Genomic DNA, 25,779 nt, shown 5'->3' with positions numbered 1-25,779 from the left:
GGGGATGGCACGAGGGAACAGGGCGATCCTCGCACGGGAAAGCGCGTCCGCCGGGGCACTACCGCCTGTTACGTTGTCGTCCGTCCGCAACAGCCGCGAGGCGCGGCCGGCTCACGATGCGCGCCACAGCGTGACGCGATTACGCCCGTCCTGCTTGGATGCATACAGCGCCTGGTCGGCGCGTTCGATCACGGCCTGCGGCGCGGCGCCGTCGCGGGGCCACAGGGCCACGCCGATCGACACGGTCACCGCGCCCACGCCTTCGGGCATGGGCCGGGCGGCGACCGCGGCGCGCAGGCGTTCGGCGACTTCCGCGGCCTGTTCGGGCCGGTCGGTGGGCAGCAGGGCGATGAACTCTTCGCCGCCGGTGCGAAACGGCCGGTCAGGGCCGCGCAGTCCCTCGCGCATCGCCTGCGCCAGCGCGATCAGCACCTGGTCGCCGACCGCGTGGCCATGGGTGTCGTTGATGCGCTTGAAGTGATCCAGGTCCAGCGCGATGACGGCGAACGGCTCCTGCTTGTCCTCGTAGTCCGCCAGCGCCTCGTCCAGCGCGCGGCGGTTCATCAGGCCGGTCATCGGGTCGGTCAGGGTTTCGCGGTTGAGGCGACCCACCTCGCGCCGGTGCTGGGCCAGCGTGGTCTTGACGGCTTCGCGCAGCGTGTCGGCTTCGGCGTACCAGGCCGGCAGCCGGTCCAGGTCGCGGCCCTCGTCCTGGCCGCGCACCAGCGCGCGGCTCAGGCGCGACAGCGGCGACGCCACCGCGTAGGCCAGCGCGCACACCAGCGCCAGCGTCAGCACGAAGGCCGGCACCGCGAAGCGCAACGATTCCGCCAGCAGGGCGCGCAGCGGCGAAAGCACGTGGTCCAGCGTGCGCTGCGTGACGATGGCCCAGCGTCCTTGCGCCAGCGGCGCGTAGCCGGTCAGCACCGTCTCGCCGGCCGCGTCCTGCAGCGGCGCGGCGCCGGCCTCGCGTATGGGCGCCAGCCGGGCCAGCACCAGCGCGCTGCGGGCGCTTTGACGGCGATACAGCACGTCGCCCGCCTGGTTGACCAGGAACACCGAGGTGCCGTCGGCCGGCACCTGGCCGCTGATCACGCGGTCCATGCCGCTGCCTGCGTCGAGCGCCACCGCCATGGCCACATAGCCGGCCGCGCCGCCGCCGCGCATCACCGGCTCCACCACGACCAGCGCCGCGCCGGCCGGACGCAGCCATATCCATTGGCCCGCGCGCAATTCGTCCACGCCCAGCTCGGCCAGGCGCCGCACGCCGCCGGCGGTGCCGTCGATGACGCGGCCTTCGGCGTCGGCCAGCCAGACCGCGTGCACGGCGTCGGCCTGGCTGGCCAGGCGCTGCAGTTCGGCGCGCGCGGCGGGCGCATCGTTTTCCAGAAGCGCTAGCTGGCGCGCGCCCGCGCGCAGCTGCAGATGCACGGCGTCGACATAGACGTCGATGACCTGCGCGAGCTTTTCGGCATAGACGCGGTTGGACGCCAGCGAGTTCGCCAGCACCTGCGCCTTCTGCACCTGGTACCCGGAATACAGCGCGTTGCCGAAGCCCACGCACACGCCCAGGACCGCCAGCAAGGTGAGCACGGCCAGCAGGCCGATCTTGCGCTTGCCGCCGGATGCCGCGCCACGCCGTTCGATCATCGTCGCTCCCGCACAGAATGTGCATCGTGGAAAGAAAGGGGCGCGGCCATCGCGCGGCGCCGTTGCATTTGTAGCATTGGCCGTTGTATTACGCGAAATCTTGTGTACGATTTATGCAAACAACGCACACATTTGCACGACCTCATTGCCTGACTGATCCCGCGTTACCGCGCGGCCATCCATTCCACACGTCTGGAGCGCATGTCATGATGAAGTTAGACCGCGGTGCAGCTGTTTTTCCCGATATCCAAACACGTTCCCGCGCGCCCAAGAGACGGCTGGCGCAGGCGGCGTTGACCACGCTGGCGTTTTCGCTGGCCGGCGGCGCGTGGTCGGCCGAGCAGGCCAAGCCCGCGGAGGCCGCGACCAGGGACGCCAACGCGGCCCTGCTCAAGGAACTGCCGTTCGACGACAAGACCTCGTTCGACCTGGCGCACAAGGGTTTCATCGCGCCGCTGCCGGCCACCGTCATCAAGGGCGCGCAGGGCAACCTGATATGGGACCCGGCCAAGTACGACTTCATCAAGGAAGGCGCGCCGGCGCCGGACACCGTCAATCCCAGCCTGTGGCGCCAGTCCCAGCTGCTGAACATCTCGGGCCTGTTCCAGGTCACCGACGGCATCTACCAGGTGCGCAACTACGATCTGTCGAACATGACGATCGTCGAGGGCAAGGAAGGCCTGACGATCATGGACCCGCTCATTTCGGCGGAGACCGCCAAGGCCGCCCTGGACCTCTATTACCAGCACCGCCCCAGGAAGCCCGTGGTGGCGGTGATCTACACCCATAGCCACGTCGACCACTATGGCGGCGTGCGCGGCGTGGTGGACGAGGCCGACGTCAAGGCCGGCAAGGTCAAGATCTATGCGCCGCTGGGCTTTCTGGAACACGCCGTCGCCGAGAACGTGATGGCCGGCAACGCCATGAGCCGCCGCGCTTCCTACATGTACGGCAACCTGCTGGCGCCCAGCGTCACCGGACAGGTCGGCGCGGGCCTGGGCACGACCACCTCGGCCGGGACCGTCACGCTGATTCCGCCTACGGACATCATCGAAAAGACCGGCGAGACGCGCACCATCGACGGCCTGACTTACGAATTCCTCTATGCGCCCGGCAGCGAAGCGCCGGCCGAGATGCTCTACTACATCAAGGAAAAGAAGGCGCTGAATACGGCCGAGGATTCCACCCATACGCTGCACAACACGTATTCGCTGCGCGGCGCCAAGATCCGCGATCCGCTGGCCTGGTCCAAGTACCTGAACCAGGCGCTCGCGCTGTGGGGCGACGACGTCGAAGTCATGTACGCCATGCACCACTGGCCGGTGTGGGGCAAGAAGGAAGTCCAGGAACAGCTCGGCATGCAGCGCGATATGTACCGCTACATCAACGACGAGACCTTGCGCCTGGCCAACATGGGCTACAACAAGGAAGAAATCGCCGAGAAGGTCAAGCTGCCCGAGTCCATCGCCACCAAGTTCTCGAACCGCGGCTACTACGGCTCCGTGAACCATGACGTGCGCGCCACCTACGTGCTGTATCTCGGCTGGTTCAACGGCAATCCCGCCACGCTGCACACCCTGCCCATCGAAGAGTCTTCCAAGCGCTACGTCGACATGATGGGCGGCGTGCCGGCCATCCTGAAGAAGGCGCGCGAGTACTACAAGCGCGGCGACTACCGCTGGGTGGCCGAAGTCGTGAACTACGCGGTCTTCGCCGATCCGAACAACCAGGAGGCCAGGAACCTGCAGGCCGACGCGCTCGAACAGATGGGCTACCAGGCCGAGAGCGGGCCGTGGCGCAACTTCTACCTGACCGGCGCCAAGGAACTGCGCGAGGGCGTGCAGAAGCTGCCGACGCCGGACACCGCCAGCGCGGACACGGTGCGCGCGATGACGCTGGACATGCTGTTCGACTATTTCGCGGTGCGCCTGAACCGTGACAAGGCGGCGGGCAAGCACGTGGTGCTGAACCTGGACTTCACCGACACCAGGCAGAAGTACACGCTGGAGATGGTCAACAGCGTGCTCAACCATACCGAGGGCAAGCAGGCCAAGGAGCCCACGGCCAGCATGACGCTCAGCCGCGACACGCTCAACCGCATGATGCTCAAGGAAACCACGCTCAAGGACGCCATCGCCAAGGGCGACGTGCAGGTCAGCGGCGACCAGCAGAAGATCACCGACATGTTCGCCGCGCTCGACAACTTCGAGTTCTGGTTCAACATCGTCACGCCGTGACGCGCTGAAGCGCCCGGCGCCGCCGCATCCGCGCGGCGGCGCCGGTTCTTGTTCCAGATCATATCGGCCCGGATTTCCCCGGGGCGTCTGCTACGCCCCTGCGTGATACCATCTGCGCTCATCGGGAAATACGAATGCATACAGCTATCAACGCCAACAGACGGTGGGTCGCGCTTGCGGCAGCGCTGCTGTTCGTGTTCCAGGCGTTGATCGCATCTTCCTCGATGGCCTCGCCGGGCCCCGCGCCAGGCAGGACCGCCACCACCATCGTCTGCACGGCCAGCGGGCCGCGCGTCGTCTCCCTCGATATCTCCGGCGCCACCCAGGACGCCAGCCAGCACAGCGGCTCCCTGCCGCATTGCTGCGTCGCCGGCTGCGCCATGCTGTCCGGCGCCACGCTGCCCGAGCTTTTCGTGCTGGCATGGCTGTTGCCCGAGGCCGCGCCCGTCCTGCCGCGCCCGAGCGTCGCGGTCCATTTCTCCAGCGCGCTGGCGCGGCTGCCGCAGAAATCGCGCGCCCCGCCGCCGTCCGCCTGACCGTCTTCCTGCGCCTTCGATGCGTTGCGTGCGCGGCCGCCGGCCGCGCGCGCAGGCACGCACGCGCGCCGACCTGATTCCCGACACCGCGCAGCGGCGCCGCTTTGGCGCGGCCGTCGCACGCGGGTGTCCGACAAGAATTCCGATAGAGCCCGACATGTACAAGAAAGACGAACTCCTGCGCACGGCCGGCCTGGCCGCCGCGCTGGCCGCCCTGTTCCCGGCAGGCGCGCAGGCCGCCGACGCCAACGCCGCTCCCACCATGGACACGGTGGTTATCACCGGCGTGGCGCCCAGCGCGCCGCTGACCTTCACCACCGATCCGAAAATCCCGCGCCAGCCGCTGCCGGCCAGCGACGGCACCGACTATCTCAAGACCATTCCCGGCTTCTCGGCCATACGTAACGGCGGGACCAACGGCGATCCGGTGCTGCGCGGCATGTTCGGCTCGCGCCTGAACCTGCTGACCAACGGCGCCTCCATGCCCGGCGCCTGCCCCGCCCGCATGGACGCGCCCAGCTCCTATATCTCTCCGGAGAACTTCGACCAGCTCACCGTCATCAAGGGACCGCAGACGGTGCTGTGGGGGCCGGGCGCGTCGGCCGGCACCATCAAGTTCGACCGCGACACGCCGCGCTTCACCGGCGCCGGCGTGCGATTCGACGGCAGCCTGCTGGGCGGGTCGTTCGGCCGCAACGACCAGGCGGCCGACCTGACCGTGGGCAACGAAAAGGTCTACACCCGCTTCACGGCCAACCATTCCCACTCGCAGGACTACAAGGACGGCGACGGCAATACGGTGCCGTCGCGCTGGGACAAATGGAACGCCGACGTCACGCTGGGCTTCACGCCCGACGCCGACACGCTGTACGAACTGACCGCCGGCACCGGCGACGGCGAGGCGCGCTATGCCGGGCGCGGCATGGACGGCGCGCAGTTCAAGCGCGAGACCTTCGGCCTGCGCTTCGAGAAGCGCAACATCGGGACCGTGTTCGATCGGGTCGAGGCGCAGCTCTACTACAACTACGCCGACCACGTGATGGATAACTACACGCTGCGCTCGCCCGACCCGATGAGTTCGATGCCCATGCGCATGGCTTCCGACGTGGACCGCGCCACCTGGGGCGGGCGCTTCGCCGGCACCTGGAACCTGTCCGCCGACGTGGAGCTGGTGACCGGCATGGATTTCCAGCAGAGCCGCCATCGCTACCGCAACGGCATGGGCGCGATGTCGTACCGCAGCCAGTCGTGGATCAAGGACGCCGACTTCTCCAATACCGGGCTGTTCGGCGAACTGACCTGGCGCGCCGCGCCCGGCAGCCGCGTCATCGGCGGCGCGCGCGTGGACTGGGCCTCGGCCAAGGACTTCCGCCAGACCACGGGTTCGATGATGCCCATGCCCAATCCCACCGCGGACGAGCGCCGCCGCGACACGCTGCCCAGCGGTTTCCTGCGCTACGAGCATGACCTCGAAGCCGTGCCCGCCACCGTCTACGTAGGCCTGGGACACGTGGAGCGCTTCCCCGACTACTGGGAGCTGTTCTCGCCCAACCGCGGGCCGGCCGGTTCCGTCAACGCCTTCGACGGCGTGCGGCCCGAGAAGACGACGCAGCTGGACTTCGGCGCGCAATACCGTACCGATGACCTGGACGCCTGGGTGTCGGGCTATGCGGGCTACGTCGACGACTTCATTCTGTTCAACTACACCTCGGGCGGCATGATGGGGCCGTCGTCCCAGGCCACCAACGTGAACGCCAGGATCGCCGGCGGCGAGCTGGGCGCGTCCTACCGGGTCGCGCCCAGCTGGAAACTCGGCGCCACGCTGGCCTATGCCTGGGGGCAGAACCGCAGCGACGGCAGGCCGCTGCCGCAGATGCCGCCGCTGGAAGCCCGGCTCAGCGCCGCCTATGACGACGGCACCTGGTCGGCCGGCGCGCTGTGGCGCATCGTGGCGGCGCAGAAGCGCTACGCCTTGAACGAAGGCAACGTGGTCGGCAAGGACTTCGGCCCCAGCGCGGGTTTCGGCGTGCTGTCCATCAATGGCGGCTACGCGGTCAACAAGCAGGTGCAGTTGTCGGTGGGCGTGGACAATCTGTTCGACAAGACCTATAGCGAGCACCTGAACCTGGCCGGCAACGCCGGTTTCGGCTATGCCGCCAACACGGCGGTCAACGAGCCGGGCCGCACGTTCTGGGCGCGCCTGAGCTTCAAGTACTGAGGCCCGCGGGCCCGTGTCGTCGCCGCGCCAGCTGGAAAAGTTGCTACGATACGGGCTCATTGCCGCAACGGACGGCGCAGCGCGTTCAGACCGTCAAAACGTCGTGGGGAGTATCCGCCTTGCCCGCCGTTCCTGCCCGCATCCTGCCGACCATCGTCCTGTCGCAATTCGCCGCCACCTCGCTGTGGTTCGCCGGCAATGCGGTAATGCCCGACCTCAGCCGCAGCGCCGGCCTGCCGGAATCGGCGGTCGGCGACGTCACCATTGCCGTGCAGCTCGGCTTCATCGCCGGCACCCTGGTCTTCGCCTGGCTGGCGCTTGCCGACCGCTATTCGCCGCGCAGGCTGTTCTTTCTGTCCACGCTTGCCGGCGCGGCGGCCAACGCCGCGACGCTGGCCGCCGGCGGCGAATTGCTGCCGCTGCTGGCGGCGCGCTTCGCCACCGGCTTTTTCCTGGCGGGCATGTATCCGGTGGGCATGAAGATCGCTTCGGGCTGGTACGACCGCGACCTCGGGCTGGCGCTGGGCTGGCTGGTCGGCGCGCTGGTGCTGGGCACGGCGCTGCCCCACCTGATCCGCGGCCTGGGCGGCGACCTGCCGTGGCAGGGCGTCATCCTGTCGGTGTCGGCGATCGCCGTGGCCGGCGGCCTGGCGATCCTGCTGCTGGTGCCAGACGGTCCGCATCTGCGCGCCGGCGCGAAATTCGACCCGGCCGCCTTCGTCGAGATCTTCCGATCGCCGGACTTCCGCGCCTCGGCTTTCGGCTATTTCGGCCACATGTGGGAGCTGTACGCGTTCTACGCCTTTCTGCCGGTGCTGCTGGCCGCGCGCCTGGGCGGCGACGGCGCGGCGGTATCGGTATGGAGCTTTGCGGCCATCGGCGCGGGCTTCCTGGGCTGTACGCTGGGCGGCTATCTGTCGCGCCGGATCGGCAGCGCGCGCGTCGCGTTCATGCAGCTGGGGGCGTCCGGCCTGTGCTGCCTGGTCTCGCCGCTGGCCTTCGCGGCGCCGCTGCCGGTGTTCCTCGGATTCCTGTTGTTCTGGGGCGTGGTCATCGTCGGCGATTCGCCGCAGTTCTCGACGCTGAATGCGCGTTTCGCCCCCCCGGCGCTGGTCGGGTCGGCACTGACCATCGCCAACTGCATCGGCTTTTCGATCACCATCGCCGCCATCGCGCTGCTGGCCCGCCTGATAGATGCCGTCGGCCCGCAGTATGTCTTCCTGATCCTGGCGCCCGGGCCGGCGCTGGGACTGGCGGCGTTGAAACGGCTGGCCGTCCGGCCGGCGTGAAGCGCATTCTGCTTACATATTTATCGGTTTTGCCTCTACGCCAAAAGATTGGACCCGCTCTAGAATCGGTGCAGTCTTTCGGTTGAGAGGAGTCATCCATGAAACGTCGTCCCGCACTCAAGCATGTTGCCGCCGCCATTCTGTGCTGCGCCTTCGCGGCCGGCCAGGTCCTGGCCGCGCCGCCCGACGGCAAGGGCAAGCCGGACAACGCCGGGCAAGGGCAGGGCAAAGGCAATAGCGGCAAGGGCAATAGCGGCAAGGGCAATAGCGGCAAGGGCAATAACGGCAAGGGCAATAGCGGCAAGGACAATAACGGCCACGGCAATTCGTCGGGAGGCGGAAACAAGGGCGGCGGCGACGTCACGCTGCGCCACGCCGGCATCACGATCACCACCGCCCGCGGGTATGCGCAGGAATACGGGCTGTCCGGCTACAGTTCGCTGCCGCCGGGCGTGCGCAAGAATCTGGCTCGCGGCAAACCGCTGCCTCCGGGAATCGCCAAGAAAATGGTGCCCGGACCGATGCTGGCGCGCCTGCCTGTTTATCCCGGCTATGAATGGCGGGTGGCCGGTTCCGACCTGATTCTGGTGGCCGTGGCCACCGCCATCGTGGCCGACGTGCTGTTCGACGTTTTCGACTGAATTCGACATTCCGGATACTAAAAAGTAATCAAGCTGTCCGGATTCTGTCGGGAGGACATCCGTAGAATCTGCAATGACGGTTCCGGAATGCCGATGCGGCTGTTGTCGAGTTCAACCGCGTCGGCATTTGCGGGAATCGTTCAGGGCGTGACCTCCATCCTCCGCGAAGGGATGAGGCATTCCGGCCGCGCATACCATGCAGGATCATGGTATGCGCGGTTTTTTTACGGCCGCGCGCGGCGCCAAGCCGGTTTATCGGAAACCTGCGCAGCGATGACCAAAAAGTAATTTCCCGGTCGACATTTAGCCAGAACCCGATATTTAGAATTTGTTTTACCCCTTGGTTGAACGCCCACTGATGGAGTAAAGCATGAAGACGACTACTAAATATCTGGCCGCCGCACTGGCTTTGATCGCCGCGCAGTCCGTATATGCCGGCGCCTCCAATTCCGACAAAACCTTTGCGCAGAAAGGCGAACTTACCCGCGCCGAAGTGCTGGCCGATCTGGCGATATGGAAGCGCGCGGGCATGGATAAATTCTGGCGCGGAAACAATACGCCGGATATTTACAGCCGCGAATATCGCACCGCCCAGGCCGAGTATCTGCGCATGCGCAGCGGCCCCGAATACCAGCAGGAACTGCAGCGGCGCACGCAGTAACTTCAATACCGGCCCAGCCGCGCGCAACGTAGGCCGTTGCGCCGCAGCCATTCGGCCATTTCCGGCCGCTTCCATACCTCGAATTCCGCCTGGCGCTGGGCCGCCCGCGCATCCTGCGCGCCCGGTCCGGCCGGGTGGCAGACCAGCAGGTCGCCGTCGCAGGCATTGTCCAGCCAGCGCTGCAGCAGTCCCGCATAGCGGCGCGCGCCGCCGCGCATGTCATAAATGCCGTGCATGCGACGGTTGATCGGCCAGTTTTCCCGGCGCGCGGCGCGTTCGACGCCGCGGGCGCCAAGCGCGCCGATCAGCCGGGCCCTGGCGCAATCCGCCATCGGGATGCCGTGTTGCGATCCGGCTGCGGTGTGGCGCAGCCAGGGCCTGGGGCCGTTCCCATAGTGCCGGCGCAGCGCGCCCAGCAGCGCCGGCAGCACGGCCGGCAGTTGGTGGACCTGCCGGTAGCCGCCGATATGGTCCGGCGCGCGGCCCAGCACCCGCTCGAAAGTTTCCAGCTGCGCCCGCAGCTGCCGCTCGATCCAGGCGGAATCCAGGCGGCCCGAGCAGGCCCGCGCCAGCAGTTTTCCCGGCGCCAGCACCTCGGGCTGGGCGGTCGATCCGAAGCGCTCCGTGAGATTGAAATGCAGCCCGACGTCCAGGCCGGCGTCGCGCAGCGCCGGCCCGTGAGCGGCGAAGGAGGGCCCATGCGCCAGGCAGCTGACCGCGCTGAGCCGGTTCAGCCCCGCCAGTTCCAATATGCCGACATCGACGCCGGCGTTCAGGCCGAAGTCGTCGCCGCAGAATACGATGCGCCGCTGCATGGTGGCCCGGTCCGCTTCAATCGGCGCCGGATGCCGGCTGCCGGGCGGCGGCGCCCGTCAACTCGTACAGCGTGAAACGGCGGCTGGAATAGCGCGCCTGCGCGCTTATGCCGGGCTGCTGCAGCAACGGCCAGGACTTGCCGCGCGGCACGGCCACCAGCATGCGGCGCGCAGGCCCGGGCGCGGCGATTGCCGCGTCCTGCCAGGAAAGAAGCCGCGTGGCGCCGCGCGAATAGAAGCGGGCGGAAAACGGCTCCGAGCCGACGAAGTAAAGCGTCTCGCCCGGCGCGAGAATCCGGCCGGCCGCCGCGATCAGGCCTTTTTCGGACTTGAACCGCTGCTCGTCGTAGATACCCAGCACGCCCAGCGTGACGGCCGCCGCCGGAATCAGCAGCAGGGCCGCCGTCAGCGCATGGCCGGCCAGCCGCGCGCGCCCCGCGGGCTGGACGCGCGCCAGCCAGAGGCCCAGGCCCAGCGCCGCGGCGGGCAGGCTGGGCAGCACATAGGTCCACAGGATATTGCCCGAAAGCGTGAACAGCCCGGGCGCGGCCAGCGCCCACAGGATCAGCAGCTTGACCGCCGGTTCGCGCAGGCGGTTCGTTGCGGCCTGGCGCGCGCGGCGGCTGAAGGCCAACGCGGCGATGGCGGCCACGCACAGCAGGCTCCAGGGCGCGCCGGCCGCCAGCCAGTCCAGCCAGATCGCGCCCCACGGACGGGCATGCGCCGAACCGTAGCGGTCGCCCGCCCAGCCCGAATCCACGAAGCGCATGAAGTGTTCGCCCACCAGGAAGTAGTTCAGGAAACCCGGCGTCTTCAGTTCGGCCGCGACGTACCAGGGCAGGCTCAGGGCCAGCATCAAGCCCAGCCCGCCCAGCCAGGGCAGGGCGGCCAGCCTGGCGCGCGCCTCGCGCGACCAGAGCGCCCAGGCGGCGCACACGCCGCCGACCAGCGCCAGCGCGAGCGGGCCCTTGGCCAGCAGGCCGATGGCCAGCCCCACGAAGAAGCCATAGCGCCAGAATGCGTTCAGGCGCGGCGGCGGCACCAGCAGCGCCAGCATCGGCAGCGCCACGCCCAGCGCCAGGAACGGATCGGTCAGCACGGCGCCGGCGCAGAGCAGCGGCAGCAGCATCGTCGCCAGCACCAGGGTGGACCAGCGCGCCGTCTGGCGGCCGAAGCCGGCGAGGGCGGCGGCGTAGACCAGGCCGGCCACCAGCGCCATGACCGCGAACGTGGGCAGCCGCAGCGCGAATTCGCTCAGGCCGAACAGCTCGATGCTCAGGGCCTGGGCCCAGAAGGCCAGCGGCGGCTTGCCCCAGAACGGCACGCCCGGCTCGAACCATGGCGTGATCCAGTCGTCCGAAGCCGCCATCAGGCGCGCGATCTCCGCGTAGCGCGGCTCCGAGGTGTCGGCCAGCGGAATTGCGGCCATCGCGAACAGGCGGGCCACGATGACGAGACCCAGGACGATCAGGAAGCGCTTATTGCCGATGGGCATCGAGGATCTCCACGTTGGCGCGCATGCTGCCGGACGCCGCGGCGGGTTCGATCACCTCGCGCACCAGATAGACGGGGCGCTGCTTGGATTCCATGTACGTCTTGCCCAGGTACTCGCCCAGCAGGCCGATGGTCAGCAGCTGGATGCCGCTGAGCACGGTGATCATGGCCATCAGCGAGGGATAGCCCGGCACCGTGTCGCCGTACAGCAGCGTCTTCAGGACGATGGCCACGCCGAAGCCGCCGCCCAGCAGCGCGATCACCGCGCCAATGGCCGTGGCCCAGCGCAGCGGCGTGGTCGAGAAAGAGGTAATGCCCTCCATCGCCAGGCCGAACAGGGAAAAGTAATTCCACTTGGTGGCGCCGGCCGCGCGCGGGGCGCGGTCGTAGTCGATCACCGTGGTGGGCATGCCGACCCATGCGTACAGGCCCTTCATGTAGCGGCAGCGCTCCGGCAGGCTGAGCAGAGCGTCGACGGCGCGCCGGCTCATCAGGCGGAAGTCGCCGGTGTCGGCGGGAATCGTGGAACGGCTCAGGCGGCTCAACAACCGGTAAAAGGCATAGGCCGAGAGCCGTTTGAGCAGGCCTTCTCCCTGCCGCGAGCGGCGCCGCATGGACACCACGTCGGCGCCCGCGCGCCAGGCTTCCATCATTGCCGGGATGAGCTCGGGCGGGTCCTGCAGATCGGCGTCGAGCACGATCACCGCGGCGCCGCGCGCATGCGCCAGGCCGGCCGACATGGCGGCCTCCTTGCCGAAGTTGCGGCTCAGGCGCACGATGCGCAGCGTCGGATCGTGGCGCGCCGCCGCCGTCAGCAGGGCGACGCTGGCGTCGGTGCTGCCGTCGTCCACGAAAACGAGTTCATACGGATACCCCTGGTCCTGCAGCAGGGGCCGCAGGCGTTCCAGGCACAACGGCAGCACTTCCTGCTCATTGAGAAACGGAATCACGACGGACAGGCAGATCGCGTCGGAGGCGGTGGCGGATCGCGCAGGCGCTGGCGCTTCGGAAAACAATGCGTGCATGGGAGCAATCGATAATGCGATGCACCACTCTAATCGGCCGCCCGCGACAACATACGGTCCGCAAAATTACATTTCTGTCTGGTTCGAGACGCGCGCGCCCCAGGCCTTTCCGCCCAGCACTTCCACCGCCTCGAGCGTCATGAGGCCGATGTCCGTGACCTGCTCCAGCGAGGCGGCGAAGGCGCGCAGCTTCGCCTCGGTGTCGACGATCTCCACCACCACCGCGCGGTCGTTTTCCAGCACGTGTCTGCGGTGGATCTGCGCGGCATGGCCGAAGCCCAGCAGGGCTTCCAGCACGGTCACGCCGCCCAGCCTGGCGTCGCGCGCGGCCGAGGCGATGTATTCGAACACCCGCCGGTCGCCCACGTAGGCGGATTCGTCGGTGTAGATGCGCAGCAGTTTCATGTCGGATGCGTTCACAATGCTTCTCCCGGTTGCGGCCGGACCGTGCCGGCGGGCCCGCCTTCCTCTTCCTTCTTCGATCCCAGCACCACCCTGGCGATGGCCGGCAGCACCAGCAGCGTCAGGATCGTCGCGGCGATCAGGCCGCCGATCACCGTCGTCGCCAGCGGCTTCTGCACTTCCGCCCCGGTGCCCATGGCCAGCGCCATGGGCACGAAGCCGATGGCCGGCACGAAGCCCGTCATGATCACCGCGCGCATTTTCTCCTTCATGCTTTCGCGGATGGCGTCGGCCAGCGGCAGCCCGGCTTCGGTGTGGGTGCGCACGGCCGACATGACGACCAGGCCGTTGAGCACCGCCACGCCGGCCAGGCAGATGAAGCCCACCGCCGCGGAGACCGAGAAATTGATGCCCGTCAGCGCCAGGGTGTAGACTCCGCCGGCCAGGCCCAGCGGCACGGCCAGGAACACGGCCAGCGCGCGGCCCAGTCCGCCCAGGGCCATGTAGAGCAGTCCGAAGATGGCCAGGAAACATATCGGCACCACGATGGACAGCCGCTGCGAGGCCGCCTGCAGGCTTTCGAACTGGCCGCCCCATTCCAGGTAATAGCCGGCGGGCAGCTGCAGCTGCGCGATCTTGGACTGCGCTTCCTGCACGAAAGAACCGGCGTCGCGGCCCGCCAGGTTGACCTGCACCACCACGCGCCGCTTGCCGTTCTCGCGGCGAATCTCGTTCAGCCCTTCGGTCAGGCGGATCTGCGCGACCCGGGCCAGCGGCACCTGGCGGCGCAACTGGCCTTCGGTTTCGGGCAGCAGGATGGGCAGCGACTGGATGTCGTCCAGGTTCTTGCGGGTCGCTTCGGGCACGCGGACCGTGATGTTGAAGCGCCGGTCCCCTTCGTACAGCAGGCCGGACGGACGTCCGCCCAGGGCAGCGGCGATGGTGTCCGAGACGTCCTGGATGGTCAGGCCGTAGCGCGCGATCTCCGCGCGGTCGAGCTTGATGTCCAGCGTCGGCGCGCCGCCCACCTGGTCGGCCTTGACGCTGCCCGCGCCGGGAATGTCCTGCAGCACGCGCACCATGTCATTGGCGGTCTGCTGCATCTTGTCGAGATCGTCGCCGTAGAGTTTGATCGCGATGTCGCCGCGCACCCCCGCGATCAGCTCGTTGAAGCGCAGTTCGATGGGCTGGCTCACTTCGTACAGATTGCCCAGCTGGCCGCCGGCGGCCTTCTCGATGCGCTCGATCACCTGCGCCTTGGTGGTGACGCCGTCGGGCCAGGCTTCCTTGGGCTTGAGGATCACGAACGCGTCGGAGACGTTGGGCGGCATCGGGTCGGTCGCGACTTCGGCCGTGCCGGTCTTGGAGAACATCAGTTCCACCTCCGGCAGCTGCTTGATCGCCGTCTCCACCTTGCGCTGCATGGCGAGCGACTGCTCCAGGCTTACCGACGGCACGCGGGTCGAGGCCAGGGCCAGGTTCTTCTCGTCGAGCTTGGGGATGAACTCCGAACCCAGCAGGCCGAAGGCGGGTATGGCCGCCAGGAAGAACGCCAGCCCGGCGAAGATGAACGGCCAGGGGCGCGCGATGGCCCGGTCCAGCAGCGGCAGATAGCGCGCCTTGGATTTGGCGATGAGCCAGACTTCCTTTTCCGCCACGCGGCCGCGGATCAGGATCGCGACCAGCGCGGGAACCAGCGTGATCGACAGGATGAACGCCGCGATCAGCGCCAGCATGATGGTGATCGCCATCGGGGAGAACGTCTTGCCCTCGACCCCGGTGAACATGAGCAGCGGCGCGAAGGTCAGCAGAATGATGAGCTGCCCGAACACCGTCGGCTTGATCATCTCCTGGGCCGCGCGCATGGTCTCTTCCAGGCGCTCGCGCAGGTACAGCAGCCTGCCTTCCTGCTCCTGCCTGTGCGCCAGCCTGGCCAGGCTGTTCTCGATGATGATGACCGCGCCGTCGACGATCAGGCCGAAGTCCAGCGCGCCCAGGCTCATCAGGTTGCCGGGCACCTTGAACGCGTTCATGCCCATCGCCATCATCAGGAACGAGAACGGGATCACCAGCACCGCGATCAGCGCCGCCCGCCAGTTGCCCAGCAGCAGGAACAGCGAGGCCGCGACCAGGATCGCGCCTTCGGTCAGATTGCGCTCCACGGTGGCGACGGTGGCCGACACCAGCTTGGCGCGGTCCAGCACGATTTTCACCTCGACGCCGGGCGGCAGGCTCTTGGCGATCTGGTCGAGCTTGGCCGAGACGTCCTCGGCCACCACGCGGCTGTTCTCGCCGATCAGCATGAGCACCGTGCCGATGACCGCTTCTTCGCCGTTCATGCTGCCGGCGCCGGTGCGCAGGTCGCCGCCGATCTTCACGTCGGCGATCTGCCCGACCGTGATCGGCACGCCGCCGCGCGTGGCGGCCACGGCGCTGCGGATCTGGTCCACCGAACGCACGCGCGCATCGACGCGCACCAGATAGGCTTCGCCGCCGCGGTTGTAGTAGTTGGCGCCCACCGCCAGGTTGGCCCGTTCCAGCGCCTCGCCCAGCTCGCTGTACGAGATGCCGTAGCTGGCGAGCCGGGTCGGATCGGGCTCGACCACGAAGGTCTTGGCGTAGCCGCCGATGGAGTCCACGCTGGCCACGCCGGGCACCGCCTTGAGCTGCGGGCCGACGATCCAGTCCTGCACGGTGCGCAGATACCCGGCCTGGCCGACCTCGTCGGTCAGCAGATCGCCCTCGGGCGTCAGATATGCGCCGCCGGGCTGCCATCCGGGCTGGCCCGCCACCGCCTCGGCGCCGGCGCCGTCGGGATTGCTGTAGCCGACGGTGTACATGATGACTTCGCCCAGGCCCGTCGTGACGGGGCCGATCTGCGGCTGCACGCCGTCGGGCAGGCTTTCCTGCGCCTTGATCAGGCGTTCGCCGACCTGCTGGCGGGCGAAGTACAGATCGGTTTTCTCGCTGAAGATCGCGGTCACCTGGCTGAAGCCGTTGCGCGAAATCGAGCGGGTCGATTCCAGGCCCGGTATGCCGGCCAGCGAAATCTCGACCGGATAAGTCACCAGTTTTTCGATCTCCACCGGCGACAGGCGCGGGTCCACGGTGTTGATCTGAACCTGGTTGTTGGTGATGTCCGGCACCGCGTCGATGGGCAGCTTGATCAGCTGCCAGACGCCGAGCGCGCCGATGGCGATGAAGATGAACAGGACCGCCCAGCGCGCGCGTACCGATAGGGCCATGAGGCGTGCAATCATGCTTTATTCCTCCTCGCCCGCGCCCTTGGCGAGTTCGGCCTTGAGCAGGAACGCCTGGCCGGTGGCGATGGTCTCGCCGGCGGACAGCCCCTTGGCGACTTCGATGCGGCCGGCGCTGCGCGGCCCGATCGTGACGAAGCGGGCCTTGAAGCCTTCGGCGGTGCGGATGAACACCGCGTCCTTGCCTTCCAGCGTCTGCACCGCCTCCTCGGGAATGACGATGCCGGCGGAAGCCGTCTTCTTTTCTGGAAAGATGCGCACGCGCACCGCCAGTCCGGGCTGCAGCGAGCCGGCCGCGACGTCGATGACGGCGGTCGCCTGGCGGGTGGCGCTGTTGAGCGATGGCGTGACCGAGCGGACCTGCGCCTCCAGCGTGGCGTTGCCGGGCAGTTCGACGACCGCGCGGTCGCCGGCGGCGATGCGTGCGGCGTCGCCGGGCAGGATGGCGGCCTCGACCTGGATTTTCCGGGGGTCGGCGATCCGGAACAGTTCGGCGTCGGGCTGCACGTAGGCGCCCAGGCTCGCGCTTTGCGCGGTGATGCGGCCGTCGATCGGGCTGGCCACGGCCACGCCCTGGCCGTCCTTGGTGACGTTGGCCACTTCGGCTTCGACCTGCGCGCGGCGCGCATCGGCGGCGGCGGCGCGCGCCTCGGCCTGGGCCTGCTCCAGGTCGACCCGCGCCGAGACCTGCTGCTTGTAGAGATACTGCTCGCGCGCCAGATTCTTGCGCGCCAGTTCGGCGCGCGCGTTGGCGGCGGTGCGCGCGGCGGCCAGCTGGGCGGCATCGCGGCTGGCGACCACCGCCAGCGCCTCGCCGGCCTGCACCGGATCGCCCAGCCGCTTGAGCACCTGCGTCACCGCGCCCGCGGCGCGGGCGGTGACGACGGCCTCGCCGCCGGGCTGCGGCGCGACGATGGCCTGCGCATTGATCTCCGATTGCAGGCCGCCGGCGCGCAGCACTTCCGTGGTGATACCTGCCTCGCGTATCGCTTCCTCGCTCATCGCCAGGCTGTCGGCGGGGGCCGGTTCGGCGGCGGCCGCCGCCGCAGCAGCCGGCGCGCTGCCGGCGACGGCCGCGGCGGGCGCCGTATAGCGGGCGAGGGCGAAGCCGCCGGCGCCGGCCAGCAGCACGGCGCCGATCACGCTGCGGATCAGGCGCTTGTCATATGGATTCATTTCCGGTCTCCGAAACAGTTGTGCAGCGGGCGCCATGCTCAGCGGCCGATGATGCGGTCGATCTCCGCGCGGGCGAGAAAGGCCTCGCCCAGCACGTTCAAGTAGGAGATGTTTCCCTGCGTCAGGGTGCGCTGCGCGTCCAGCACTTCCAGGTAGTTCATCTTTCCCGCGGCGAAACCGGTCCGGGCGGCCTCGTACGCTTTCTGCGCGCCGGGCAGCACGGCGTCCCGGTACTCCCTGGCGGACGCCGCGGCCAGGTCGTAGCGCGAGGCCGCCTGCAGCAGCGCCGTGCCCAGACGCGCCTGAGTGTCGCGGTAGAGATCCTGGGCCTTGTAGGACCGCATCGAGGCGGCGTAGACGTTGCCCTGGTTGCGGTCGAACAGCGGCAGCGGAATGGAGACGCCGAACTGCCCGCGGTTGCGCCCCATCTGGTTGTCGCGCGCCACACCCACGCCCACGGTCACGTTGGGAAAGCGCTTGGTCTTTTCCACTTCCAGCTCGGCCCGGCTGAGTTCGACCGACGCGCGGCCGGCCTCCATGCGCGGAGACTGGCCCAGCGAGGCCTGCAGCTCGTCGAGCGACGGCCGGGGCGGCAGGCTGTCCAGGCTGGCCGAGACGCGCTCGAAGTCGGGCGCGCTGTCGCCCCAGTTCAGGGCAAGCGCGCGGCGCGCGTTCTCCCAGTCGTTGCGCGCCTTCTTTTCCGCCAGGCGCGCATTGCTCAGCTCGACCTGCGCGCGGGTTTTTTCCAGCGGCGCGCCCTTGCCGGATTCGACCCGCGCGGCGGCGATGCGCAGCGCGTTCTCGGCGATCTGCCGGGTTTCGTCGGCCACGCGCATGTTCTCCTGGGCCACGGCCACCTCAAAAAATGCCGTCGCCACCGCGGCGCGCAGATCGGATTGCGCGGCCTGCACGTCCAGCCTGGACATGTCGCGGGCGAGGCTGGCGGCCTTCACCCGCGCGCCGCGCTTGCCGCCGGTTTCTATCGGAATGTTCAGCATCGTCGTGGTGGTGCGCGTCGCGCGCTTCTGATCGTCCACGTTGATGTCGATGCTGGGGTTGGGTATGAGCCCGGCCTGCGTCACCAGCCCGTCGGCGGCGCGCGATTCATTGCGCGCGGCGGCCAGCATGGGATTGCGTTCCAGGGCCCGGTCCATCGCCTGTTGCAGCGTGATGGCGCCGCCCTGATCCGCCGCCGCGGCCGCGGCTGAAAGCGCGCAAAAAACGGCGCCCGTCATGAATTTCCTGATACGTGGGGAAAGCATAGTTACGTTCCGCTGGAACTGCAGACCGCTGGTACTGTATCGAAGCGTTCCCGTCAGAATGTCGACGTCAGCATGACAAATTTGTCGGATGTTCGTGGCCCTGGCGGACGCTGACCGATTTGTAATCTGGTGGAACGGCGCCTGACGCGATTGCGTCTGTAAGATGTCGGCAATCGATGAGGACTGTTCATGATTCATCCCCGCCGATCGTTGCGGCGTTGGCTTTCGCGCTGGCTGGTGTTGCAGACTTTCGCCGCGCTGGGGCTGGTGTGCGCGGTGGTCTATATCTCCGTCGACCTCAACCTGATGTTGCGCCAGAGAATTCACCTCGAAGAAAGAAAAGAGGTGATCGTCCACCTGGTCCAGGAATTCGATTCCTACGGCGACCTGTCCAGCCTGAAGCACAAGCTGGAGGATTTCTTCTATGGCAAGTCCGAACTCAGCCTGCGGCTGAACGTCAATGGCGAACTCGTCACTTACGGCCCGGACGTGTCGCTGCTGGACGCCGGGGATCTCAAGCTGACCCGCTTCACGCTGGCCATGCCCGGCCGGCCCGACATGCGCATGGAGGCGCAACTGCTGCTGGACGCGTCATCCGACCGCCATCTGCTGTCGATGCTGGCATGGACCCTGTTCGCCTGCGCGCTCGGGGGCGCCCTGATCGTGTCGGTGATCGCCGACGTGCTGGTGCGCCGCGCCCTGGACCCGCTGCGCGACGTGGGCCGCCAGGCCGAACAGCTGTCGCCCGACCGCATAGGCGAACGGCTGGACGAGAGCGGCCTGGCCGAGGAGCTGCAGCCGCTGGTGCGGCAGTTCAACCAGGTGCTGCAGCGCCTGGAACGCGCCTACGTGCAGATGGAAGGATTCAACGCGGACGTGGCGCACGAGCTGCGCACGCCGCTGGCGACGCTGGTGGGCCAGACCGAACTCGCGCTGTCGGCGCCGCGCTCCAGCGAAACGCTGCGCGAGATGCTGGGCTCCAACCTCGAAGAACTGCAGCGCATGTCCGGCATCATCAACGACATGCTGTTCCTGGCGCAGGCCGACGGCGGTGCGACGGCGCGCTCGCGTCAGCCGGCGGACCTGCGCGAACTGGTGCGGGAAGTCCTGGCCTACCACGAGGCCGAAGCGCTCGACGCCGGCGTGAGTTTCGCCATCGTGGGCGACCGGAGCGCGGAGGTGGACCGGACCCTGTTCCAGCGCGCGGTCTCGAATCTGGTGTCGAACGCCGTGCGCTACGCCTATCCCGACACGCAGGTCGAAGTCCATATCCAGGACATCGGCGACAGCCAGGTCCGCATCGCGGTGAGGAACATCGGCGATCCGATAGACGCCGAGCATCTGCCGCGGCTGTTCCACCGTTTCTATCGCCTGGACTCGTCCAGGGCCAGCGATACCGTGCATCACGGGCTGGGCCTGGCGATCGTGGCGGCCATCGCCCGCATGCACGGCGGCCAGTCGTATGCGGCGAGCGACGCCGCCGGCACTACCATCGGCTTCAGCGTCGACCTCGGGCGCTAGCGGACGGCGCGGTCCGAACCTTGCAGCGACATTACATTTTTCGCGGCGCAGCGTGTCATATTCGTAATGCACATGTCTGCCTTTTGACGCTGGCGCGGGAATAAAGTTTTCAGTACCGACTATCGGCGTGGGCGCGCATCGCGCCGGCGCCGGCGTCGCGCCATTTCGGAACTATTCAGGCCGACCGGATGAAAATACTGATAATCGACGACGAGAAAAAACTAGCGGACATAGTAAGACGCAGCCTGATGGAGAACGGCTACCTCGCCGATATCGCGCTCGATGGCACCAGCGGCCTGCAGCTGGCGTATGAAGTGCAGTACGACCTGATCATCCTGGACATCAATCTTCCCGACATGGAGGGGTTTGAAGTCCTGCAGCGCATTCGCCAGAACGATGCCGTGATGGTCATGATGCTGACCGCGCGATCCAGCCTGGAGGACCGCGTTCGGGGGCTGGAGCAGGGCGCCGACGATTACCTGCCCAAGCCGTTCGCGCTGTCCGAACTGCAGGCCCGCGTGCTGGCCCTGCGCCGCCGCGGCGCCAGCGTGGAGAACGGGCGCGGCCCCAACGTGCTGCGCGTGGCCGACCTGGAGCTGGACCTGCTGCGGCGGCGCGTGATGCGCGCCAACGCGCGCATCGACCTGACGGCAAAGGAGTTCTGTCTGCTCACCATACTCATGCGGCGCCAGGGCGAAGTGGTGTCGCGGCTGGTGCTGGCCGAGCAGGTCTGGGACATGAATTTCAGCAGCAACACCAACGTCGTGGAGGTGGCGGTGCGGCGCCTGCGCTCCAAGATCGACGATCCCTTCGACACGCGGCTGCTGCATACGGTGCGCGGCATGGGCTACACGCTCGAACACCGCTCGGACTGAACGGGAGCGGCGCGAGGCCGCTCCCGGTTTGCTGCTTAGAACGAGTGGCGCATGCCCACCAGCGCTTCGGTGGCCTTGGCGTCGCTCAGGAACGCGAAGTTCTTGGTGTACGAACCCACGGCATACAGGCTGGTGCGCTTGGACAGGCTGTAGGTATAGCCCAGCGCGAACGTATTCGACGTGGAGTCGCCGCCGGTCAGGTCGCGGCCGTTCGGATCCACGCGCTGCCACGATGCGAACATGCCGCTGGAGGCGCCGGTGGGAACCGACACGGCGAGCAGGTACGAGTTGGTGTTGAAGTTGTTGAGGAAAGCGTTCGACGGCGTTCCGCGGAAGCCGTTGATGGCGGCCCCGGACGGCAGCCCTTTGCCTGCGAACCAGCCGTCGGTCGCGCGTTCATAGGCCGCGGCGATTTTCAGCGCCTCGAAGTCATAGGACGCGCCCACGGTGTACGCGCGCGGCGTGGCGCTGGTCTGGGCCGAACTCAGCTTGTTGGAGGGATTGAGCTGCTCGTACGAAACGAATGCCATCAGCGGGCCGTTGTTGTAGCTCAGGCCGCTGGTGATCGCGCGGGTATTGTCGGCGGTGGCGAAGCCGGTCTGGGCCGCGGTCTGGTCGTTGGCGTTGAAGGCATAGCCGGCGGAGAAGCGGAAACCGCCGCCGAAGCTCGAGGACTCATACAGGGCCAGGTTGTCGTAGCGGACCCAGTACGAACTGCTGAAACCCAGCCCGCCGCCGGTATTCAGCTGGGTGAAACCGCCGCCGAAGTTCGAGCCGAACATGCCGGCCATCATGCGCGTGGCCACGTTGTACTGGCGGCCGAGGCGGAATTCGCCCCAGTCGGCGCTGCCCAGGCCGATCGTGGCGTTACGGCCGAACAGGCGGCCGCCCTGCGACGAACTGCCGTTGGTCGAATCGAAGCCCGACTCCAGCTGGAACGAGGCATACAGGCCGCCGCCCAGGTCTTCCTTGCCGCGCAGGCCCCAGCGCGAACCGGCGGTCTGGCCGGTGGTGGCGCCGAAGCGGCTGGCCTTGAAGTCGCTGCTCACCCCGGTGACCGGGTTGGTGTACGAACCGTCCACCTTGGCGAAGCCGATACCGGTATCGATCTTGCCGTAAAGCGTGACCGACGTTTCCGCGTGCGCCGCCGCGGTCGAGAGCGTGGCCGCCGTAGCGGCCAACAGGATGGTCTTTTTCACGATTGCTCCTTGATAGATTTGGGCTGCTTGCTTGCGCCAGGCCGGCAGAAGGAGCGTCGGGAAAAAGAAGAGCTGTCATTCACGATGCAACTGCCCGATCCACCGGCCTTGGCTTTTGCCAGTGTGGGTAGCGGCATTCGTCAATCAGCCGACATGGGAATTACATATTTGTTCCGATATGGTTATCTTGGCCGCGGAGCATATCCGACGCCATCGTCTAAGTCCTTGTTTTTGCAGGGGAGCCAGGCGACCCGTCGGGAATGGGCGCGAGCGTCCGATATTCAAGCCGCTGTAAGAGCAGGGCAGTTTTACTGTCGCAAATCCACCACGAACAAATAATCCCGCGCGGCCCGATCATGACCAAAAAGTAATTTCCCCGTCGGGATTTTGGCAGAACCGGATAGGTAGACTTTTTCCTACGCGCTGTCGTCGGCCTGATATCCGGACCGATGACGGATGATGAAACTGCCTACAGGAATGCCCTATGAAAAACTCTCTGAATATGCTGCTGGCCATTATCGCGATCGCAGCCGCGCCGCAAGCCATGGCCCAGTCCGCGCCCCGCGCCGTGGTTCAGGATGCCGCCCGCTCCGCGCCCCAGCGCGAACTCTCCCGCGCCGAAGTCCAGGCCGACCTCGCCCTCTGGAAACGCGCCGGCGTGGCGGACTTCTGGAACCGCGAGCTGACGCCCGATATCTATAGCAGCGAATACCGGGCGGCTTATGCGGAGTACCTGCGACTGCGTTATGGGCCGGCATATCAGGAAGAACTGCAGCGGCTGCAGTAATGCATTTTGATTGAGTGAATGAAAAAGGGCGGACCGGTTATGCGGTCCGCCCTTTTTTAAATCTCAGGAGTGAATATTATTCGTCCAGCTTGCGAGCCGATTCCAGCGCTCCCGCCGCGGCCTCATAAATTCCGCCGTCACGGCGGCCCACGACCAGGACGACTATGTCCGGCGGGATTGCATTATCCCTCACCAGATATACCAATCTATAGCCGACGCCGCGCAGCTTGATCTTGTAGCAACCAACCAAGGGCGGATGAAGTTGCGACCCAGGCAACCGGGGAGTGTCCAGCAGTTCTTCAGAGCCGCTTTGAACAGGGTTTTGATGGAGCCATCCAACGCGTCCCATTCCTGCCTTGCCTCTGGAACAAAGAAAAGCCTGTATGCCGCTTACAGCTCGTCAAGGCTGACTTCGACGGCCCAATCGACCGATTTCAGGCGCGAGCGAACCAACGATTCGAGCTGGCGCCCATCGTACAGCTCAGCCATCTGCGCCATGAGTTCCGGTGAAACAGTGTAGAAGGCCGGACGATTGTGGTTTAGCACCGCCACCGGCTGCCCCTGGGCATCTTCGACCACCTTGCCGGGATTCTGTTTGAACTCGGAGATACTGACGGTCAGCAAGCTATGGATGCGTTCCATGCGTCACCTAAATAGGACTAAATTTAGAGCTACTTTGGCTGAAGAAGCGTGTAATTCCGAGCATGAGAGGGGAAGGCATGGGAGTGGCAGCGTGTATGGATCCTGCGGGCTGACGTGCCCCCGGAATGTCCGTACAGATACCAAAACGTCGGTTGCGCCATGTGGCGACAACTGAGACAGTTTTAGACAGAAAAGGGCGGATCGGTTAACCCGTCCGCCCCTGTCCTGTACTGTCTAATGCTTGCTAATTTGGTGGAGCCGGGGGGAATTGAACCCCCGTCCGCAAGCCCTCCGCAACCAGTTCTACATGCGTAGTCGATCTATTTGGTTTTAACCCTGGACTTAGCCAACCGACAGGCCGGACCAGAGCGATTCACGTAATTTAAATTTGAACCGTGTGACCCCAGTTCAAACCGATTCCTTGTAAATGTCGCTGCTGCGGTTCGAGGGTTGCCCCCCTAGGAAGTTGCCTTCCTCCGCCTGACCCAAGGACAGATCAGTGCAGCGGCTCACCGCTTAAGCGGCGAGAGCGAAACGCTCGTCGTTGGCGTTTGTAGTGTTCCAGTGGATTAACGAGCGAACTGGTGCTCGGCATGCCCTGAGTTGTTTCGCGACCCACGTCGAATCCGGATCGGCCCCAAGTAAGACCTATTGTACTGGGAAATCCCATAGCCTGCACGGTTTCCCGTGCAGGCGTGGCCCGGGGGAGACAGCGCCGGTCAGGCCGGGTTCGGGCAGGCGGCCTTGGCCGCCGGGCGGGCGCGGGAGGCGGCCATCAGCAGCAAAGCCAGACCGACCGAAAGGCCGACGATGGCGGCGGCGGCCCAGCCCAGGGCGCCCAGGCCGTACTGGTCGATGACGTGGCCGCCGACCACGGCGCCCAGGCCGATGCCGATGTTGGCGCCCGAGATATTCAGGGACGCGGCAAACGCCGGCGCTTCGGGGGCGGATTTCATCAGCCGCACGTGGCAGACGATGAAGAGCGCCGCCTGCGCGATGCCCCAGACGCCCAGCGCCACGGCCAGCAGGCCGTGCGAGGCCATGACCGGCGCCAGCGCGGCCAGGCCGGCGGCCATCAGGCTGGAGAAGAGGGCGGTGGCGCCCAGCGGGCTGCGGTCCACCAGGCGGCCGCCCAGGGTGTTGCCGACCAGGCCGACCGCGCCGAACGCCATCATGGTCCAGCCCACGATCTGGCCGTTGAAGCCGGCCAGCCGCTCCAGCATGTCGGCCAGGTAGGTGTAGGCGGTGAACATGCCGGTGAAGACCAGCAGCGAAAGCAGCACGTGGCCGACCACGATGGGGCGGCGCAGGATGCGCAGCTGCGTAATGAGCCGGACGCCGTCGCCGTGCACCCGGATGCTGGGGAAGGCGAAAAGCAGCAGCACGGCCTTGGCGAAGGCGACGGCCGACAGCACGGCGAAGGCGGCGCGCCAGCCGAAGGCGTCGGAGATGAGCACGCCGATGGGAATGCCGAACACCGTGGCGGCCACGATGCCGAAGGCCACCGTGGAAATGGCGCGTCCGGCGCGGGCCGGGCCGACCAGCTCGACCGCCGTGGCGCTGGCCAGGGACCAGAACACGGGCAGCGCCAGCGCCGGGACGAAGCGGGCGACGGCCATGACCCAGATGTTGGGGGCGACCGCCGCCAGCGCGTTGGACAGGCCGAAAAGCAGCAGCACGCCGATGAACAGCCGCTTGCGCTCGATGTTGGCCATGAGCGCGGTCAGCAGCGGCCCGGTCGCGGCCACGGTGAAGGCGAACAGCGAGACCAGCAGGCCGGCCTGGGACACGGTGACGTCCAGGTCGCGGGCCAGTCCCGGCAGCAGTCCGACGATCAGGAATTCCGTCGTCAGGATGGTGAAGCCGGCGGCGGAAAGCAGCAGGATGGGCAATAGCATGGGCGTTCTCGGGCGCGACGCACCGCGGCGCGCGGACAGGCGATGGTGAAGGGAGGGCGGCGCCGCGTCGGAGATTGCGGCGAAGGCTTCGGGTAGACCCTGATGCCGTGCATGGATCACACTTTAAGTGACCGGGCTATCAGGATAAAGATGGCGATTGCGGAAAGATTATTCCGTCTACCAGACTAATT

General features: G+C 67.0%; 20 protein-coding genes and 1 other RNA gene. 9 read left to right on the top strand and 12 right to left on the bottom strand.

Features of this window, described 5'->3' with window-relative positions:
* Positions 1–111: 111 nt before the first annotated feature.
* A complete protein-coding gene (locus AC1M14_RS19795; RefSeq protein WP_479730311.1) occupies positions 112–1,650 on the bottom strand; it encodes a GGDEF domain-containing protein in 1,539 nt (512 codons plus the stop codon).
* Between the two features lie 209 nt (positions 1,651–1,859).
* On the opposite strand from AC1M14_RS19795, the gene AC1M14_RS19790 reads away from it, so the two are divergent.
* The 6 genes from AC1M14_RS19790 (at position 1,860) to AC1M14_RS19765 (ending at position 9,232) form a co-directional block, all read left to right on the top strand.
* Complete coding sequence (locus tag AC1M14_RS19790; RefSeq protein WP_479731822.1) at positions 1,860–3,887, top strand: alkyl/aryl-sulfatase; 2,028 nt, start codon at positions 1,860–1,862, stop codon at positions 3,885–3,887.
* A gap of 134 nt (positions 3,888–4,021) precedes the next feature.
* A complete protein-coding gene (locus AC1M14_RS19785; protein ID WP_209164946.1) occupies positions 4,022–4,423 on the top strand; it encodes a DUF2946 family protein in 402 nt (133 codons plus the stop codon).
* Between the two features lie 157 nt (positions 4,424–4,580).
* A complete protein-coding gene (locus AC1M14_RS19780) occupies positions 4,581–6,641 on the top strand; it encodes a TonB-dependent copper receptor (RefSeq protein WP_479730310.1) in 2,061 nt (686 codons plus the stop codon).
* 119 nt (positions 6,642–6,760) lie between these two features.
* Positions 6,761–7,930 carry an MFS transporter gene (locus AC1M14_RS19775; RefSeq protein ID WP_111826656.1) on the top strand — a complete coding sequence of 390 codons (1,170 nt, stop codon included), beginning with the start codon at positions 6,761–6,763 and terminating at the stop codon, positions 7,928–7,930.
* A gap of 98 nt (positions 7,931–8,028) precedes the next feature.
* Positions 8,029–8,571 carry an anti-virulence regulator CigR family protein gene (locus AC1M14_RS19770; RefSeq protein WP_479730309.1) on the top strand — a complete coding sequence of 181 codons (543 nt, stop codon included), beginning with the start codon at positions 8,029–8,031 and terminating at the stop codon, positions 8,569–8,571.
* A 409-nt stretch (positions 8,572–8,980) separates the two neighbouring features.
* A complete protein-coding gene (locus tag AC1M14_RS19765; protein WP_479730308.1) occupies positions 8,981–9,232 on the top strand; it encodes a DUF4148 domain-containing protein in 252 nt (83 codons plus the stop codon).
* 2 nt (positions 9,233–9,234) lie between these two features.
* On the opposite strand, the gene AC1M14_RS19760 is transcribed toward AC1M14_RS19765, so the two are convergent.
* The 7 genes from AC1M14_RS19760 to AC1M14_RS19730 all read right to left on the bottom strand — a co-directional run bounded on the left by AC1M14_RS19760 (position 9,235) and on the right by AC1M14_RS19730 (position 18,639).
* Complete coding sequence (locus AC1M14_RS19760) at positions 9,235–10,047, bottom strand: ChbG/HpnK family deacetylase (protein ID WP_209164942.1); 813 nt, start codon at positions 10,045–10,047, stop codon at positions 9,235–9,237.
* Positions 10,048–10,063: 16 nt separating this feature from the next.
* Positions 10,064–11,542, bottom strand: a complete 1,479-nt coding sequence (locus AC1M14_RS19755) for an ArnT family glycosyltransferase (RefSeq protein WP_479730307.1) — start codon at positions 11,540–11,542, stop codon at positions 10,064–10,066.
* Positions 11,526–12,566, bottom strand: a complete 1,041-nt coding sequence (locus AC1M14_RS19750; protein ID WP_111826660.1) for a glycosyltransferase family 2 protein — start codon at positions 12,564–12,566, stop codon at positions 11,526–11,528. The genes AC1M14_RS19755 and AC1M14_RS19750 overlap by 17 nt, the downstream gene beginning before the upstream one ends.
* Positions 12,567–12,632: 66 nt before the next feature.
* The gene (locus tag AC1M14_RS19745) at positions 12,633–12,986 is read right to left on the bottom strand and encodes a DUF190 domain-containing protein (protein WP_246842517.1); all 354 of its coding nucleotides are present in this window, start codon (positions 12,984–12,986) and stop codon (positions 12,633–12,635) included.
* On the bottom strand, positions 12,983–16,228 hold the full coding sequence (locus tag AC1M14_RS19740) for an efflux RND transporter permease subunit (RefSeq protein ID WP_479730306.1): 3,246 nt from the start codon (positions 16,226–16,228) through the stop codon (positions 12,983–12,985). The genes AC1M14_RS19745 and AC1M14_RS19740 overlap by 4 nt, the downstream gene beginning before the upstream one ends.
* 3 nt (positions 16,229–16,231) lie before the next feature.
* Entirely contained in the window at positions 16,232–17,404 is a 1,173-nt protein-coding gene (locus AC1M14_RS19735) for an efflux RND transporter periplasmic adaptor subunit (RefSeq protein ID WP_479730305.1), read from the bottom strand.
* A gap of 38 nt (positions 17,405–17,442) precedes the next feature.
* The gene (locus AC1M14_RS19730; protein WP_246842518.1) at positions 17,443–18,639 is read right to left on the bottom strand and encodes a TolC family protein; all 1,197 of its coding nucleotides are present in this window, start codon (positions 18,637–18,639) and stop codon (positions 17,443–17,445) included.
* A 216-nt stretch (positions 18,640–18,855) separates the two neighbouring features.
* Between AC1M14_RS19730 and AC1M14_RS19725 the strand changes: the two genes are divergently transcribed.
* Both AC1M14_RS19725 and AC1M14_RS19720 read left to right on the top strand, forming a co-directional pair.
* Positions 18,856–20,187 carry a heavy metal sensor histidine kinase gene (locus tag AC1M14_RS19725; protein WP_479730304.1) on the top strand — a complete coding sequence of 444 codons (1,332 nt, stop codon included), beginning with the start codon at positions 18,856–18,858 and terminating at the stop codon, positions 20,185–20,187.
* A gap of 188 nt (positions 20,188–20,375) precedes the next feature.
* Entirely contained in the window at positions 20,376–21,062 is a 687-nt protein-coding gene (locus AC1M14_RS19720) for a heavy metal response regulator transcription factor (protein ID WP_111826665.1), read from the top strand.
* Positions 21,063–21,097: 35 nt separating this feature from the next.
* Here the strand turns inward: AC1M14_RS19720 and AC1M14_RS19715 are convergent, their stop codons facing one another.
* Positions 21,098–22,261 carry a porin gene (locus AC1M14_RS19715; RefSeq protein WP_111826666.1) on the bottom strand — a complete coding sequence of 388 codons (1,164 nt, stop codon included), beginning with the start codon at positions 22,259–22,261 and terminating at the stop codon, positions 21,098–21,100.
* 484 nt (positions 22,262–22,745) lie between these two features.
* Between AC1M14_RS19715 and AC1M14_RS19710 the strand changes: the two genes are divergently transcribed.
* On the top strand, positions 22,746–23,048 hold the full coding sequence (locus AC1M14_RS19710) for a DUF4148 domain-containing protein (RefSeq protein ID WP_111826667.1): 303 nt from the start codon (positions 22,746–22,748) through the stop codon (positions 23,046–23,048).
* A 390-nt stretch (positions 23,049–23,438) separates the two neighbouring features.
* Here the strand turns inward: AC1M14_RS19710 and AC1M14_RS19705 are convergent, their stop codons facing one another.
* The 3 genes from AC1M14_RS19705 to AC1M14_RS19695 form a co-directional block, all read right to left on the bottom strand.
* On the bottom strand, positions 23,439–23,690 hold the full coding sequence (locus AC1M14_RS19705) for a type II toxin-antitoxin system prevent-host-death family antitoxin (protein ID WP_479730303.1): 252 nt from the start codon (positions 23,688–23,690) through the stop codon (positions 23,439–23,441).
* 250 nt (positions 23,691–23,940) lie between these two features.
* Positions 23,941–24,329, bottom strand: a transfer-messenger RNA (tmRNA) gene (gene ssrA / locus AC1M14_RS19700).
* Between the two features lie 80 nt (positions 24,330–24,409).
* A complete protein-coding gene (locus tag AC1M14_RS19695; RefSeq protein ID WP_102774896.1) occupies positions 24,410–25,588 on the bottom strand; it encodes an MFS transporter in 1,179 nt (392 codons plus the stop codon).
* Between the last annotated feature and the right edge of the window lie 191 nt (positions 25,589–25,779).

Source organism: Achromobacter sp. SX5 (assembly GCF_056711425.1).
This window is presented reverse-complemented; position numbering and strand designations above follow the sequence as displayed.